This window comes from Lysinibacillus contaminans (assembly GCF_001278945.1).
GTDB classification, from domain to species: domain Bacteria; phylum Bacillota; class Bacilli; order Bacillales_A; family Planococcaceae; genus Lysinibacillus; species Lysinibacillus contaminans.
The window spans coordinates 119,834-134,600 of record NZ_LGRV01000007.1; the positions used below are offsets into that span (position 1 = coordinate 119,834).

Annotated in this window: 13 protein-coding genes and 1 riboswitch; of the genes, 11 read left to right on the top strand and 2 right to left on the bottom strand. The window is 37.7% G+C overall.

Annotated features, from left to right (window positions below):
- Positions 1-121 precede the first annotated feature (121 nt).
- Positions 122-236: riboswitch (SAM riboswitch) on the top strand.
- Between the two features lie 119 nt (positions 237-355).
- The 3 genes from AEA09_RS16865 (at position 356) to AEA09_RS16875 (ending at position 3,941) form a co-directional block, all read left to right on the top strand.
- Entirely contained in the window at positions 356-1,654 is a 1,299-nt protein-coding gene (locus tag AEA09_RS16865) for an O-acetylhomoserine aminocarboxypropyltransferase/cysteine synthase family protein (RefSeq protein WP_053585119.1), read from the top strand.
- A 376-nt stretch (positions 1,655-2,030) separates the two neighbouring features.
- Positions 2,031-2,417, top strand: a complete 387-nt coding sequence (locus AEA09_RS16870; protein ID WP_053585120.1) for a hypothetical protein — start codon at positions 2,031-2,033, stop codon at positions 2,415-2,417.
- A gap of 537 nt (positions 2,418-2,954) precedes the next feature.
- On the top strand, positions 2,955-3,941 hold the full coding sequence (locus AEA09_RS16875; protein ID WP_053585454.1) for a homoserine dehydrogenase: 987 nt from the start codon (positions 2,955-2,957) through the stop codon (positions 3,939-3,941).
- 57 nt (positions 3,942-3,998) lie between these two features.
- On the opposite strand, the gene AEA09_RS16880 is transcribed toward AEA09_RS16875, so the two are convergent.
- On the bottom strand, positions 3,999-4,229 hold the full coding sequence (locus AEA09_RS16880; RefSeq protein ID WP_053585121.1) for an excisionase: 231 nt from the start codon (positions 4,227-4,229) through the stop codon (positions 3,999-4,001).
- Positions 4,230-4,483: 254 nt separating this feature from the next.
- Between AEA09_RS16880 and AEA09_RS16885 the strand changes: the two genes are divergently transcribed.
- From AEA09_RS16885 to AEA09_RS16895, 4 genes are all read left to right on the top strand, one after another.
- On the top strand, positions 4,484-5,341 hold the full coding sequence (locus AEA09_RS16885) for a DMT family transporter (RefSeq protein WP_053585455.1): 858 nt from the start codon (positions 4,484-4,486) through the stop codon (positions 5,339-5,341).
- A gap of 129 nt (positions 5,342-5,470) precedes the next feature.
- Positions 5,471-6,163, top strand: a complete 693-nt coding sequence (locus AEA09_RS16890) for a response regulator transcription factor (RefSeq protein ID WP_053585122.1) — start codon at positions 5,471-5,473, stop codon at positions 6,161-6,163.
- A complete protein-coding gene (locus tag AEA09_RS20015) occupies positions 6,141-6,296 on the top strand; it encodes a hypothetical protein (RefSeq protein WP_156312227.1) in 156 nt (51 codons plus the stop codon). Before AEA09_RS16890 ends, AEA09_RS20015 begins: the two co-directional genes overlap by 23 nt.
- A gap of 16 nt (positions 6,297-6,312) precedes the next feature.
- Positions 6,313-8,505 carry a histidine kinase dimerization/phospho-acceptor domain-containing protein gene (locus AEA09_RS16895; RefSeq protein ID WP_053585123.1) on the top strand — a complete coding sequence of 731 codons (2,193 nt, stop codon included), beginning with the start codon at positions 6,313-6,315 and terminating at the stop codon, positions 8,503-8,505.
- A 52-nt stretch (positions 8,506-8,557) separates the two neighbouring features.
- On the opposite strand, the gene AEA09_RS16900 is transcribed toward AEA09_RS16895, so the two are convergent.
- A complete protein-coding gene (locus AEA09_RS16900) occupies positions 8,558-9,706 on the bottom strand; it encodes an acyl-CoA dehydrogenase family protein (protein ID WP_053585124.1) in 1,149 nt (382 codons plus the stop codon).
- Between the two features lie 158 nt (positions 9,707-9,864).
- Here AEA09_RS16900 and AEA09_RS16905 point away from each other — a divergent pair, with 158 nt between their 5' ends.
- The 4 genes from AEA09_RS16905 (at position 9,865) to AEA09_RS16920 (ending at position 14,713) form a co-directional block, all read left to right on the top strand.
- Positions 9,865-10,944: a metallophosphoesterase gene (locus tag AEA09_RS16905; RefSeq protein ID WP_053585125.1), complete on the top strand. Its 1,080-nt coding sequence runs from the start codon at positions 9,865-9,867 to the stop codon at positions 10,942-10,944.
- 114 nt (positions 10,945-11,058) lie between these two features.
- Positions 11,059-11,892, top strand: a complete 834-nt coding sequence (locus tag AEA09_RS16910; protein ID WP_053585126.1) for an undecaprenyl-diphosphate phosphatase — start codon at positions 11,059-11,061, stop codon at positions 11,890-11,892.
- Between the two features lie 461 nt (positions 11,893-12,353).
- Positions 12,354-13,646, top strand: coding sequence for a globin-coupled sensor protein (locus AEA09_RS16915; protein WP_053585127.1), 1,293 nt, complete (start codon positions 12,354-12,356; stop codon positions 13,644-13,646).
- 104 nt (positions 13,647-13,750) lie between these two features.
- A complete protein-coding gene (locus AEA09_RS16920; protein ID WP_053585128.1) occupies positions 13,751-14,713 on the top strand; it encodes a 2-hydroxyacid dehydrogenase in 963 nt (320 codons plus the stop codon).
- Positions 14,714-14,767 lie beyond the last annotated feature (54 nt).

The following is a 14,767-nucleotide window of genomic DNA, read 5'->3' on the forward strand; positions in this document are numbered from 1 at the left end:
GTATGTATTTATAGTACGCGCTTTGCATGACAGAAGGTTCAGAAAAAATAAAATTTTTGTGTTGACAGGAAAAAAGTCTATGTTTATACTGTGTAACAACGATGGAAATTGAATCATATAACTCTTATCAAGAGCGGCGGAGGGATAGGCCCTATGATGCCCGGCAACCAGCAAGTGAAAAATTTGCTAAGGTGCTAATTCCTACAGATTCTATATTTGGATCTGGCAGATAAGGGGAGGAAAACTTGCAACCGCAACCCTCTTCTTAACTGAAGGGGGTTTTTGTTTTCTACACAAAAATCCTCCTCATCTCCGGTACCATCGTGAAAAAACTACCATTTAGGAGGAATATTCAATGACAAATTTTAGACCAGAAACATTACTACTACACGGTGGCCAAGAACCAGACCCAGTGACAGGCTCTCGTACAGTGCCAGTTTACCGTTCAACGGCTTTCGTATTTAAAGACACTGCTCATGCGCAACGTCTTTTCGCTCTAGAAGAAGCGGGCAATATTTATACACGTATTACTAACCCAACTGTAGACGTTTTTGAGAAACGCGTCGCTTTATTAGAAGGCGGTACAGCAGCAGTAGCACTTTCATCTGGTGCAGCGGCAATCGCATTTTCAATCTTAAACCTTGCAGGCACTGGTGATGAGATCGTGGCAGCGAGTTCTTTATACGGAGGCACATATAACTTACTTGCCAACACATTACCAAACTACGGTATTAAAACAATATTCGTAGATGAAACAAATCCAGAAAACTTCCGCTCAGCTATTAACGAAAAAACAAAAGCGATATTCGCTGAAGGGTACGGAAATCCAAGTTTAAAAGTATTAGATGTTGAAGCAGTAGCAAATATTGCACATGAAAATGGCTTACCACTAATTATCGATAGTACATTTGCTTCTCCTTATGGCTCAACACCAATTGACTTCGGTGCAGATATTGTTGTCCACTCAGCAACAAAATGGATTGGCGGTCATGGAACAACTTTAGGTGGCGTTGTCGTAGACGCAGGGAAGTTTGATTGGACCCAAGGTAGATTCCCAGGTTTCACAGAGCCAGATGCTTCTTACCATGGTTTACGTTACGGAATTGATACAGCGGCGGCTGCATTTGCCACAAAACTGCGTGTACAATTACTTCGTGATTTCGGTCCAACATTAAGTGCTGATGCAGCATTTAACTTATTACAAGGTTTAGAAACGCTTCATTTGCGTATTCCTAAACATAACGAAAATGCACAAGCAGTCGCTGAATATTTACGTAATCACTCATCTGTGGAATACGTAAACTATAATGGGTTAGAGGATTTCTCAACTCATGATTTAGCAAAGAAATATTTGAAAAATGGCTTCGGTTCCGTGCTTACATTTGGCATTAAAGGTGGACGTGAAGCAGGTCGATTACTGATCGATAGTGTGAAATTATTCTCACATGTAGCAAACGTAGGGGATGCGAAATCTTTAATTATCCACCCGGCATCTACAACGCACCAACAGCTTTCGGCTGAAGAACTAAAACAAACTGGTGTATCTGAGGAACTCATTCGCTTATCAATCGGTTTAGAAGCGATAGAAGATATTATTGCGGATTTAGAACAAGCAATTGCACAAGTTGTAGCTGCTCAGCAAGTAGAAGCTTAATTACAAATAGAACACAAAAGTATTAGATAAACTAGATTGATAGTTGTAGCGTTTTCGTATTTTCTCATTTGAAATGCCTCATTTGGTAATACGTAAAACGTTGCTACATCAAGTTTTCATCTCATTTGATGAATTATCTAAAATTATTTTAAAGATAATACCAAGTAATTTTATAAGTATTGTTGACCTTTTTAAAACCATGTTATATACTAGGGATTAAGTTGAACGTTCGAAGGCTACCAACCACGAACAGCTAAAAAAATTACGCTTTCATAAGTGTCCCCCACTTTTGAATATATAGGAAAAGAAGAAGAGTAGATGCTCAGCCAGCAGCTACTCTCAATCTTAAAGAACTAACGCAGAAGGAGTGTTTGAAATGGGAAATGTTTATAGTGCACAAAGTATTGCATCTTATTTTATTTACGAATTAAATGAAAGTAATGAGTTTGTGAACTGCATGTCCATCCAACACTTACTCGCGACAGTAGAAACAAGATGGCAACAAACTTTTGGACACACGGCTTTCAAAGAAATTGTGCATGAAATAGAAGAAGGTTACACAGTTAAAGAAGTATTTGATGCTTATGCAGAGCATGATGAAAACCATATTGAATTACCAGCAACGGAATACTATTTAAAATACGGTACGTTTCAGTTAGTAAAACGTACATATGCAGTGCCGAACTTCACACATGTTGAAGAAAAGATTGTACAAGGAGCTTTAGCCCAGTACCGCTATGTCCAACTAACAAAAGCGAGCTAATAATCATCCCCTTATATAAAATATAAAACCCGCTCTCTTTACTAAGAGATCGGGTTTTTTCTCCGAAAATAAATTGACTATTATAATAGAAGAAAGTAAAGATAAATGTATAATTCACAAGAGGAAATGAATCGTCAATATTTGTTCAAAACTTATATAAACACTAAAGGGACGTATAATATAAGGAATGTAACCGATTTCTTTTGCACATCTAGGGAAAACAAATGTCCTTCCTAGAAAGATTCTTCTTGTGCATTGTATTTTTTTACGTTACAATTTTTCTTAAGTTAAATTTTGAATTATTTGAATTTGTGCGATGCACATATTTTTTTACCTTCATTCGGTTGGCTTCTAAACGCCAACTGAATGAAGGTAAGTCTCTGGCGGAAGTCACAGATTTTGAAAGGAATGAATTGTGCTTGCACAATTCAAAATCTGGACGCATTGTTTTTCTGCGCGAAAGCGAAGCGTCAGCGGCAATTCCATCGAGGCGGAATTGATAAAATTTTGAAGCGTATGTTGGAGGGAATGACTGTAATGGCAACAATAAAGGCAGCAATCTTAGGATTTGGAACAGTAGGGCAAGGGATTTACCATATTTTAAATGAAAAGCGGGAAGAGCTTAAGAATAAATTAGGCATTGAACTAGAAGTAACGAAAATTTTAGTAACCGATGCTAGTCGTGAACGTGTACCTGGCACGGCACATTTAATGACAACAAGCATGGAGGAAGTGCTTGCAGAGCCTGGCATGCAGGTTGTTTTTGAAGCAATCGTCAATGAGGAACCGGCATTTAGTTATTTAAAGCGTGCTGTAGAGCACAAATGCCATGTAGTTACTGCGAATAAGGTAATGTTTGCAAAACGAGGTATAGAGCTACAAGCGCTAGCAAAGAAAAATGGTGTCTTTGTAGGTTATGAAGCAACAACAGCAGGCGGTGTACCTGTTATAAAAACAATGAAAAATATTCTTCTTGTAAACGATGTAAGTCGTATTCAAGGCATTTTAAATGGTACATCTAACTATATTTTAACGAAAATGCGTGCTGAAGGTTGGTCATTCGAGGATGCATTAACAGAAGCACAAAAACTAGGCTATGCAGAGGCTGATCCGTATAATGACGTATCTGGTCAAGATGCTTTCAAAAAATTAATGATTTTAAGTGCATTAGCATTTGGGGAACAACCAGACTGGGCTGACGTTGAAGTAATTGGTATCGACAATATTTCAGCAGAGCAAGTGAAGGAAGCAAATGAAAAAGGCTTACGTTACCGCCATGTAGCAGAAGTTGAAAAGCTAGAGGATGGTAAAGTAGTAGCAAAAGTCGGCCCGCTATTAGTTGATAAAGAACATCCACTTTACCCAGTCGATGACGTGAATAATGCTGTCGCATTAGACACAAATTATATTGGCACATTAACGCTAGTTGGCCCAGGTGCAGGTATGTATCCGACTGCAAGTGTTATGGTCGAAGATTACGCAGAAATTATCGGCAAACGCGCAGGCTTTGTCGTAACGATTTGAAAAATTCCCGTGCAGGTATTTAAGCTGCATGGGAATTTTTTTGGTACCTGATACTTTTTAGTCTTCATCTTTGACATCAATATCCTCAGGAACTGGTGTATTGCGCCAAATTTCAATTTCTTCTTTAATGCGCTCAAGCTGATCAAAGTAAGTGCTAAACTGGCTGCTATTTATGAGCATTTGTTCACCGTCGAAAACAGAACGGATGCGTCCTTCGTAGATGTAGCGTAGCACTTGCTCCTCGGGCATACCAAGGTCAATGGCGGTTTCCTCTAATGTTTTATACATAGTGTTCGCTCCTTTTTATCTTCATTCAGTAGAAAACTCCCACCTCTATAGGGTGGTGAGATAAATTCGGGTTTAGCTTTTTTTCAGTGAGCGTACAGATGTTTTGTGCGCTATTATTATAACTTTTTTTGTGCCTAAACGCCTACTAACTTATAGAATGAAGAAAATGTAAAATCAAGAATTGTTTGTAGATAGTGTAGTAGGTATAGTTAGTGGTAATAATGGTAGAGATTGAGGTGGCAGGATTTTTGAGTATGTATCCTTATTTTTTTGTGTTGGTCGCTGCAGTTTTGTGGGGGATGACTGGTACAACACAAACTTTATTAGATGATGGTATTTCACCAGTTGCAGTCGCAACAATTCGATCTGCTATAGGTGGTGGCTTGTTATTAGTTGTCGCCATAGCACTACGAAAAATACATATCCGCACGTGGCCGTGGCAATTGACGTTATTGGCTGCTGCTAGTATTGCGTTATTCCAAGGTTTATTCTTCTCATCGATACGTTTAACGGGTGTTGCAATAGGTACTGTAGTGACGATTGGTAGTGCACCAGTGTTCTCAGGAGTTTTAGAGTGGTTGCTATGGAAAGTACGTCCAACGAAGGTGTGGGGAATCTCAACTACGTTAGCAATCGTTGGTTGTGTATTACTATTTGTTAATAATGGCGAAGCCTCGGTACATATGGGAGGGATTATACTGGCATTATGTGCTGGCATGTCATTTGCCTTTTATACAAACGTTAGTAAAAAGTTAATGATGCGTGAAGAGGCATTACCGGCAGTCGCTATGACATTTTCGTTGTGTGCATTATTGTTATTACCATTTTCGATTAGTGATGGTTATAGCTGGATAGCACAGTCACATAATTTATGGTCCATGTTCTTCATGGGAGTTATGTGTACAAGTGTTGCCTATTTATTGTTTTTGAGTGGTTTACAAAAAATTAGTTCATCTTCTGCGGTTACATTATCGTTAGCAGAACCGTTAACAGCGGCAATGCTTGGTGTCTTTCTTGTAGGGGAATATTTAAGTGTGACTTCCTGGATTGGCGTAGCGATGTTGCTTGGAGGTATTTTGGTACTGACGCTCGGAAGCAAAAATACAAAATGATATACTAGAAAAGGGGTAGCTCAAGATTTTTTGAAGCACCCTTTTTTTCTTAAGAATTTCTTCATTTTTATGATAACTGGAAATTAAGAATTAGGAGTTACAATAGTACTTGAGAGCGAGGTGCATATCATGACGAAGTTAACAGTTCTTGTAACAGATGACGATCAGGATATTCGTGATGGTATTGAAATTTACTTAAAAAATGAAGGTTACAATGTGATTAAGGCAGCTGATGGTGTTGAGGCACTCGAAAAGCTTGCTAACAATGAAGTACATTTAATTATTTTAGATATTATGATGCCAAATATGGATGGGATTACGGCAACATTTAAAATTCGTGAGGAGCGTAATATTCCAATTATTATGCTTAGTGCGAAAGCAGAAGACGGCGATAAAATTCATGGCCTGTCTGTTGGCGCGGATGATTATGTAACGAAACCATTTCATCCACTAGAGCTTTTAGCACGTGTGAAATCACAGTTGCGTCGTTATGTACAACTTGGGACATATAATGACGGCGGAGCGAAGGTGGAAATCGACGGGCTTGTACTAGATGAAGATGCCAAAGAAGTGATTTTAGAGGGCGAACCTGTTCGATTAACACCAATCGAATACAAGATTACAGAATTATTAATGAAAAATGCAGGGCGTGTCTTTTCGATTCGCGAAATTTATGAGCGCGTGTGGAATGAGGAAGCATACAATGCAGAAAATATTGTGGCTGTCCATATTCGTAAAATACGCGAGAAAATCGAAGCGGATCCGAAAAATCCACGCTATTTAAAGGTGGTGTGGGGCGTTGGCTATAAAATGGAGAAATAAAATCGAGCAGTATATAACTGTAGCTGGTTTTGTAGCAGGGGTAGTCGGGCTTATTTATTTTGGTGTGTATGCGTACCAACAAGTAAATGCTCGTTCATCGGAAATGCTGCAATTACTTGAGAGAATTTTTTAGGGAAAGGGAGTAAATGATGATGAAGAAATGGAAGCCATTCCTCGCGCTCATTTGTTTCGTATGGTTTGTTTTTGGGATATATACATTTACGAATGTCGGTTATCAATATATTGGCAAGTCGTATTTTGAATCTGAGAATTTTCAACATGAAGTTGATAATTTTCAGAGTGAGCTAGGCCCGCTTGTGTTAAATTTGCCAACAGCGGATGAATTAAAGAGTAAGATTGAAGTTTCACAAAATGAGATTGAAGAACATCGTAATTACTATGGTTCGCTAGGGGAACAAATTTCTAACATTAAAATGCAGTATGAGGATCGTATTCAGGAAGCAGCTGTTAATGGTGCTGATGAATTAAAAGTAAAGCTTGAAAAAGAACGAGATGAAAAGATTACAGACATCACAACAAATTTTGCAGATGACGAACATGTGCGTAATAAAATTCTTGCTGAGAAGGAGAAACTCGTAGATCAATATATTAAAGCAGCAAATGAAGAAGCAAAAAATTTCAAAAAAAATTATAATTACTGGTCTTACGAGTTGACCAATACTGAGACGGGAAAAACATTCCGTTCAGGTGATGTATCTGATAGCAGTGCTTATAAATTAAAATATACACATCAGAATACACTCAAAACTAGAACTATTAGCGAAAATTTGAATCATATATTTTATAATTCGGAAATTTCTGTTGATTCAGAGGTATTCGATCAATATGCTGATTACACAGGTACAATTATAATTTCTAAGAAGGCAGCACAGTCTGCAGTAGTAATGGACGGCTATCAGCAATTTAAACGTAATCAATATATGTTTTATATGATATGGCTAACAAGTATTGCAGCAGCAATTGTTGCATGGAGAGGTCGTAAAGAAGCATTGAATGAAGTGCAAGCGTTAAAAAAGAATGAGCCTTTTGCGAAGTTACGTATTGATGTCCAAGTCATTTTAATGTTCATTACAGGATGTATATACTGGGTAATTATGGATGCATCTATTAGTTCGATTGAGTATATATATCACAATAATTATATGCAATTTATAATTCAATTTGTATTTAAAGCAGTTGTTATGTTTATTATAGGCATTGCATTCTTTGTGCAGCTTATTTGGTTAGTCAATCGTGTGAATACGCCAGAAAAATTCCAACACAATTTGAAGGAAAGCTATTTATGGCATTTAGGTGATTCAATAGCTGATCTATTTTTAAATCGCTCAATCGCATTACAGTCGATTGTCATTGTAGCAGCTGCCTTTTTCGGTGGCGGTAGTTTGGTAGCCGTAATGGTAACTGGTGGTGGATTCCCTGTATTTGTATTTGGACTCTGTGGGGTTGTAGGTGTACCAGCAATTGTTGTTTTCCTATCACGTATGGGCTACTTAAACCGAATCATGAAGGATACAGCAGACATGGCAGATGGACGTTTGAACCGTGATGTGAAGGTGAAGGGGAAATCACCGCTAGCCAAGCATGCGGAAAACTTAAATCATTTACGTGAGGGTGTTCGCACGTCAATGCATGAGCAAGCAAAAAGTGAACGCTTGAAAACGGAGCTCATTACAAATGTGAGCCATGATTTACGTACACCGCTAACATCGATTATTACGTATACGGACTTGTTGAAAAATCCAGACATTACTGAGGAAGAACGTAAGCAGTATATTCAAATTCTCGATAAAAAATCAGAGCGATTAAAAGTACTAATTGAAGATTTGTTTGAAGTATCGAAAATGGCGAGTGGTAATATCGAGCTTCATAGAAGTCGTGTAGATTTAACGCAGCTCGTACAGCAAGCAGTAGGGGAGCATGAAGAAGATCTAACAAAATCACGTTTAGATTTGCGTATGACGATGCCAAAAGAACCGATCTATGCGTATGTAGATGGCCAAAAGTGGTGGCGACTTATTGATAATTTAACTGTTAATGTATTGAAATATGCACTTGAAGGCACGCGTGTTTATGTAACATTAAAACGTACTGCAAACGGCGATGCAGAATTTACGGTAAAAAACGTAGCAAAATATGAAATTAGTGAAAATGCTGATGAATTATTTGAACGTTTTAAGCGAGCAGACTCTTCGCGCCACACGGATGGTTCTGGATTAGGCTTAGCCATTGCGCAGTCCATTGTTGATTTACATGGAGCACGAATGAGCATTGATGTCGACGGTGATTTATTTAAAGTCGTCGTAACAATTCCAGCAGTATAAATGATAAACAGCGGTAGAAAGTATCTGCCGCTGTTTTTTGATGCAATTATAGCTATAAGCCTAAGTTTTTTGCAATAATCATTTTCATTACTTCGTTAGTACCAGCATATATGGACATGACGGGAATATCCCGGTAACGTCTAGCAATTTTATACTCTTCCATATAGCCGTAGCCTCCGTGAAGTTGCATACACTGCGCAGATAGGTCTCGCGCGTTTTCAGTAATCCAATATTTTGCCATCGACACTTTTGTTACGACATCGTTACTAGCGATATGTTGTTCAATTAACGATTCTAAAAAAGATTTGCCTAGTTCAATTTTTGTCGCCATTTCAGCAATTTTAAATTGCGTATTTTGGAATTCACTTATTTGTTTTCCAAAGGCTTTACGTGATTTAACATAATCGATTGTTAATGAAAGCATATCCTCCGCAGCGGTTTGTGCGGCTATAGCCACTATTAAACGTTCCTGCTGTAATTTTTCCATCATGTAAGTGAAGCCTTTTCCTTCTTCGCCGAGTAAATTTTCGATCGGTACGCGACAATCATCAAAGTATAATTCAGCTGTATCTTGCGCATGCATACCAACTTTTTCGAGCTTGCGGCCCTTCGTAAAGCCAGGTGTTCCTCCCTCGATAACAAGTAAGCTTACACCGCGATGCTTTTTCTCCGCATGAGGATTTGTTTTCACAGCTACAACGACTAAATTGGTATGAATGCCATTGGTAATAAAGGTTTTTTGCCCATTTACAATATAATGGTCGCCGTCACGAATGGCAGTTGTTTGGATATTTGCTAAATCGGAGCCTGTTCCCGGTTCAGTCATAGCGATTGCTGTAATGGTTTCACCCGTTACACATTTAGGCAACCAACGTGATTTTTGTGCGACAGTACCGTAAGACTCAATGTAAGGTACGACAATATCATTATGCAGACCAATACCAATTAGACTTGAACCAATACGCTCCAATTCTTCTTGAATAATCAAGCCAAAGCTAAAATCTAAATCAAGCCCGCCATACTGCTCCTCTACTTGTGAGCACAAATAGCCCATGTCTCCAAGTTTACGCCAAAATTCAAGTGGAATGAGATGATCTATTTCCCATTGATCATACTGTACTTCAGCTTCCACTTCTAAAAACTTACGAAAAGATTTACGAAATAACTCGTGCTCTGTTGTTTCAAATTTATATTTGCCCATTCGAAAAACACCCCTTTTTCACTACTTTATGCATGCGGTTTCTAATAGATATATATAATATTACTGAAAATACAGAAAAATAAAAGAGGCTTTGAAAATACGATTTGCTATGTAGATGCTATAATTAACAATTAATATGAAAAATAGGAGTTTGTTATATGGCAAAAGTACTGATAGGAATACTCGTAGTAGGTATATATAGCGCACTAACTTTTTATTTAGGCTGGAATGCGAAGAATTGGCTTGTCGCGATGGGGTGGTTTCACAATCCAATTATTTTTTGGATAGTCCTGTATATTATGTCATTTAGTATTGTAATTGGGCGAATACATGAGTCACTCAGAATTTTTTCAGTCATCGGAAATTATTGGATGTTTATTTTTCAATATGGTCTGCTACTTTGTTTAATAGCACAACTTACAATTTGGCTGACACCGTTTAAAGATGTCCAGTTGGTGGGGAGTATAGCGGTTGCTGTTTTAGTTGTATTGTTTATCGTTGGATCTTATTTCGCTTATTCACCTGTTGTACGTAATTTAGCAGTGACGATGGATAAAAAAGATAGTGAGCTAACATCGATGCGTGTCGTTGTTGCGTCAGATTTTCATTTAGGCGTATTATCGAATAAAAAGCATCTACAACGTTTTGTCAATTTATCAAATGAAGCGAAGCCGGATGTTGTCTTTCTAGCAGGGGATTTAGTTGATGATGATCCAAAATGGTTTGTGGAGGACGGCATGGCTGAAGTGATGAAGCAACTTACTTCAACATATGGCGTGTATGGGGTACTTGGTAATCATGAATATTACGGTAAGAAAATTCCTGAGTTTGTCGAGGAAATGGATAGAGCAGGTGTGAAAATTTTACGAGATGAAACCATTCAAATCGAAAAATCGTTTGTAATAACGGGGCAAGAGGATATTACGAATAATGAAAGACAGCAATTAAAGGCATTAAAATCAGAAAATAATTTGCCATGGTTTGTGATGAATCATACGCCAAATGATTTAGTAACGCCTGCACAAGAAGGTGTGGATTTCCACATGTCAGGACATACACACAAAGGGCAAATGTGGCCTAATCATTTTATTACGGCACGCGTTTTTGAGCTGGATCATGGGTATAAGTTGAAGGAGCAAATGCATACACTTGTTTCATCAGGCTTTGGCTTTTGGGGACCACCAATCCGTTTAGGTAGTCGTTCAGAATTATGGGTAGTGGATATTACATTTCAATGAAATTCATAGCATCTGAAAAAGGAGTATTCTATAATGAGAAATGTGTTTGTTAATTGGCGCAGAACGTAAATACGCTAATTCGAATTTTTATACAAAAAAAGGTAAGGTGACAAAGTGGAAATTATAGAATTATTAAAAGCACTCATATTGGGCTTTGTAGAAGGGATGACAGAGTTTGCACCAGTATCATCAACAGGGCATATGATTATTGTGGATGATATGTGGTTAAAAACAGAAGAGTTTTTAGGGAAATATCCTGCAAATACGTTTAAAATTGTCGTGCAATTAGGTTCGATCTTAGCCGTAGTCGTTGTCATGTGGAAGCGTATGCTGAGCTTAGTCGGCTTATACAATATTGATGGACAGCCGAAATCGGTGAAAGGTCGCTTCAATTTAGCACATGTCATCGTTGGGATGCTTCCAGCAACTGTAATAGGTTTTGCCTTCAAAGATTTCATCGACGACCACTTATTTAAAGTAGAGCATGTTATCTATGCATTAGTGGCAGGGGCAATATTAATGATTGCTGCGGATAAATTGGCACCGAGAAAACCGAAAGTGGACTCTTTAGATGATATTTCATACGGCTTAGCATTCAAAGTGGGCTTAGTGCAATGCTTATCATTATGGCCAGGATTCTCACGTTCAGGAGCAACAATTTCAGGTGGGGTACTGTTTGGTATTAGTCACCGTGTAGCTGCTGATTTCACATTCATTATGGCAGTACCAATTATGGCAGGTGCTAGTCTTGTATCTGTACTGAAGAATTGGGACACATTATCGATGGATTACTTAAGTTTCTACGTGGTAGGCTTCATTAGTTCATTCGTTTTCGCATTGCTATCAATTAAGTTCTTCTTAGCTCTTATTTCAAAAGTAAAATTAATGCCGTTTGCAATCTATCGTTTAGTGCTTGCAGCAATATTAAGTATTATTATTTTTATGTAATTGAAAAAGTCACACATTCTAGTATAGAATGTGTGACTTTTTTAGTTGCAGAAGTTGATAAATAACAGATTTTAAATATCTATTGAAATGGTGTGTAATGGCTCATCATCATAACTTGGAGTGGATTTTCGTTAGGGCGTCCGATGAGCCACTTCAATTAATGCCCAAGCTAATTTTGTTAAATCTAATCCTCAAATTTCAGTGATTAACAATTATTATATTAAATGTGTATATTTAAATGATTTTAATAGGTCTTAATTCGTATATTTCGGTAATTAATTAAATATATTTTATTTTTAATTAGATAATTTTAATCAAGCTATTGTCACGGAAATGTTCGGACTTTATAATTATATTCACAAAGGATCACTTGAAAATATTTCCTTTATTAAACATTAAAAACGATTAAAATAGAAAAATATGTATTTTATTGATAATAATACACTATATGAGGTGGAGAGATGTTTCAATTTGGGGGTAAACCTAAAAAAAATACGATTATAACGGGTAAAGTGACTAACACTGGCATCGTTATTCAAGATCGTGAGCGATTACAGCAGTTAGAACTTGTTAATCTAACAGAACACGATTTGCAATTGATCAAAAGTCTAAAGCCTTATGTAGAACAAAGTGTTGTAGATGTTGTTCAGGAGTTTTATAAAGCCGTAGAGAATGTACCAACTTTACGAGAAGTGATTCAAAAACATAGTTCAAGTGAGCGTTTACGTCAAACTTTACGTCACCATATTATTGAAATGTTTGAAGGGCGAATTGATGAGGAATTCATGGAAAAGCGCCGACGAGTAGGCATAATGCACGTGAAAATTAATTTGTATCCCAAATGGTATTTAGCAGCATTCCAAAATCTCGAAAAATCTTTGCGTAGAGTTGTATATGATTTACATCTTTCTTCTGATGAAGAGGAGAAGATGTGTGATGCTATAAGTAAAATATGCAATTTTGAACAGCAAATTGTATTAGAAGAGTATGACAATTATTCCGAGCGATTAATGGAACAGCAAAGAGATACCGTAAAGATTCATGTGAAGGAAGTTATTGGTGGTATTTCAACACAGCTAGAAGAACAATCACATGATACGAATGAAGCAGTGACGGAGCTTATTACTAGTGCGAAACAAGTGAAAAGTTACCTATCTGACAGCATTAATGAGGCCAAAATAATGCAAAAGGTTTCAAGTGATGGCTATACTAAAATGATTATGATGAATGAACAAACTGGAAAAATAAATAGCAAAACAGTTGAAATGGCTGAAATGGTGCAGGTATTGGATTCTTCCTCATCCCAAATTAATGCTGTTGTCGTTATGGTAAAAAGTATTGCAGAACAAACGAATATGCTAGCGCTTAATTCGGCAATTGAGGCCGCTCGCGCAGGAGAGCATGGTAAAGGGTTTGCTGTTGTTGCTGATGAGGTCCGCAGACTGGCCAATCAAACGAAAGATTCTGTAGAGCAAATCGCTGAATTGATTGGGAAGTCTAATGGCATTACCGCACAGGTTGTACACGCCATTCAAGAAATCCAAGACCTTGTGAACAATGGTATAGCACAAAATGCCGAATCTTTACGAGCATTTGATGAAATTTCAGGATCAGTAGATACCTCAATTGTAAATTTCCAAAATGTTGGTGATAAAATAACTGAACTTGCGAATGTTGTAGAATTAATCGGTGAGTCTTCAGGGGAATTAGAAAAAGCCGCAACGCGATTAGATACAACGATAAAAAGTTTTTAATACGATAATGAAAGGCTATGTACTTGAAAAAATGGGTGCATAGCCTTTTTGTTAATGATACGCTTAAGTTATAAAGGGGAAATGAGTAAAAGGGGTGTAAGTACATGAAGAAGAAGTTATTCATTACGCGCAAATTTCCAGCGCATATAGTAGAACCATTAGAAGAATTTTATGATATCGAACAGTGGCCAGAAGAAGAACTGGTAATACCACGTGAAAAATTATTAGAAGCGGTGGCACATTGTGAAGTATTATGGGTGACATTAGAGGACCTTGTAGATGATGAATTGCTTTCGCATGCACCAAACTTAAAGCTTGTGACGAATTTAGCTGTAGGTTTTAACAATATAGATATACCAGCACTGCGCAAATACGGCGTTATGGCGACTAATACACCGGGTGTCCTAACCAATTCAACGGCTGATTTAGTGTTTGGTTTGCTACTGGCAACTGCTAGAAGGATTCCGGAAAGTGAACGCTATTTACGCGCAGGTAAGTGGAAAAGCTGGTATCCAATGCAATTAGTTGGTAAAGATGTATCCCACACAACCATTGGTATTATTGGCATGGGACGTATTGGGCAAGCAGTTGCAAGACGGGCAATAGGTTTTGATATGAAAGTTCTTTATCATAATCGCAGACGTCGACATGAAGCTGAGGAAATGTACGGATTTAAGTATGCTTCATTAGAGGAATTACTACAGCAATCGGATTTTGTTGTCATTATGACCCCGTATAACAAAGATACAGTTGGACTTATTGGAGAGCAAGAGCTTGCGCTGATGCGAGACGATGCCGTGTTGATTAATGCTTCTCGCGGTGGAATTATTGATGAGGTAGCACTATACGAAACGCTGAATAAAGGAAAGTTGTGGGCAGTGGGACTAGATGTTTTTGAATACGAGCCAATTGCAATGGATCATCCCTTATTGACCTTGCCGAATGTTGTAGCTCTTCCGCATATAGGAAGTGCTTCAATCAAAGCAAGAACAGATATGTTAATGCTGAATTACAATGCACTTGCTGCATATGGGCAGGGGAAAGCTATATCTAATCGCATAGACTAAAAGAAGGAGCTATCTCAAAAAGCATTTGAGGTAGCTCCTTTTGGTGACGAAAGT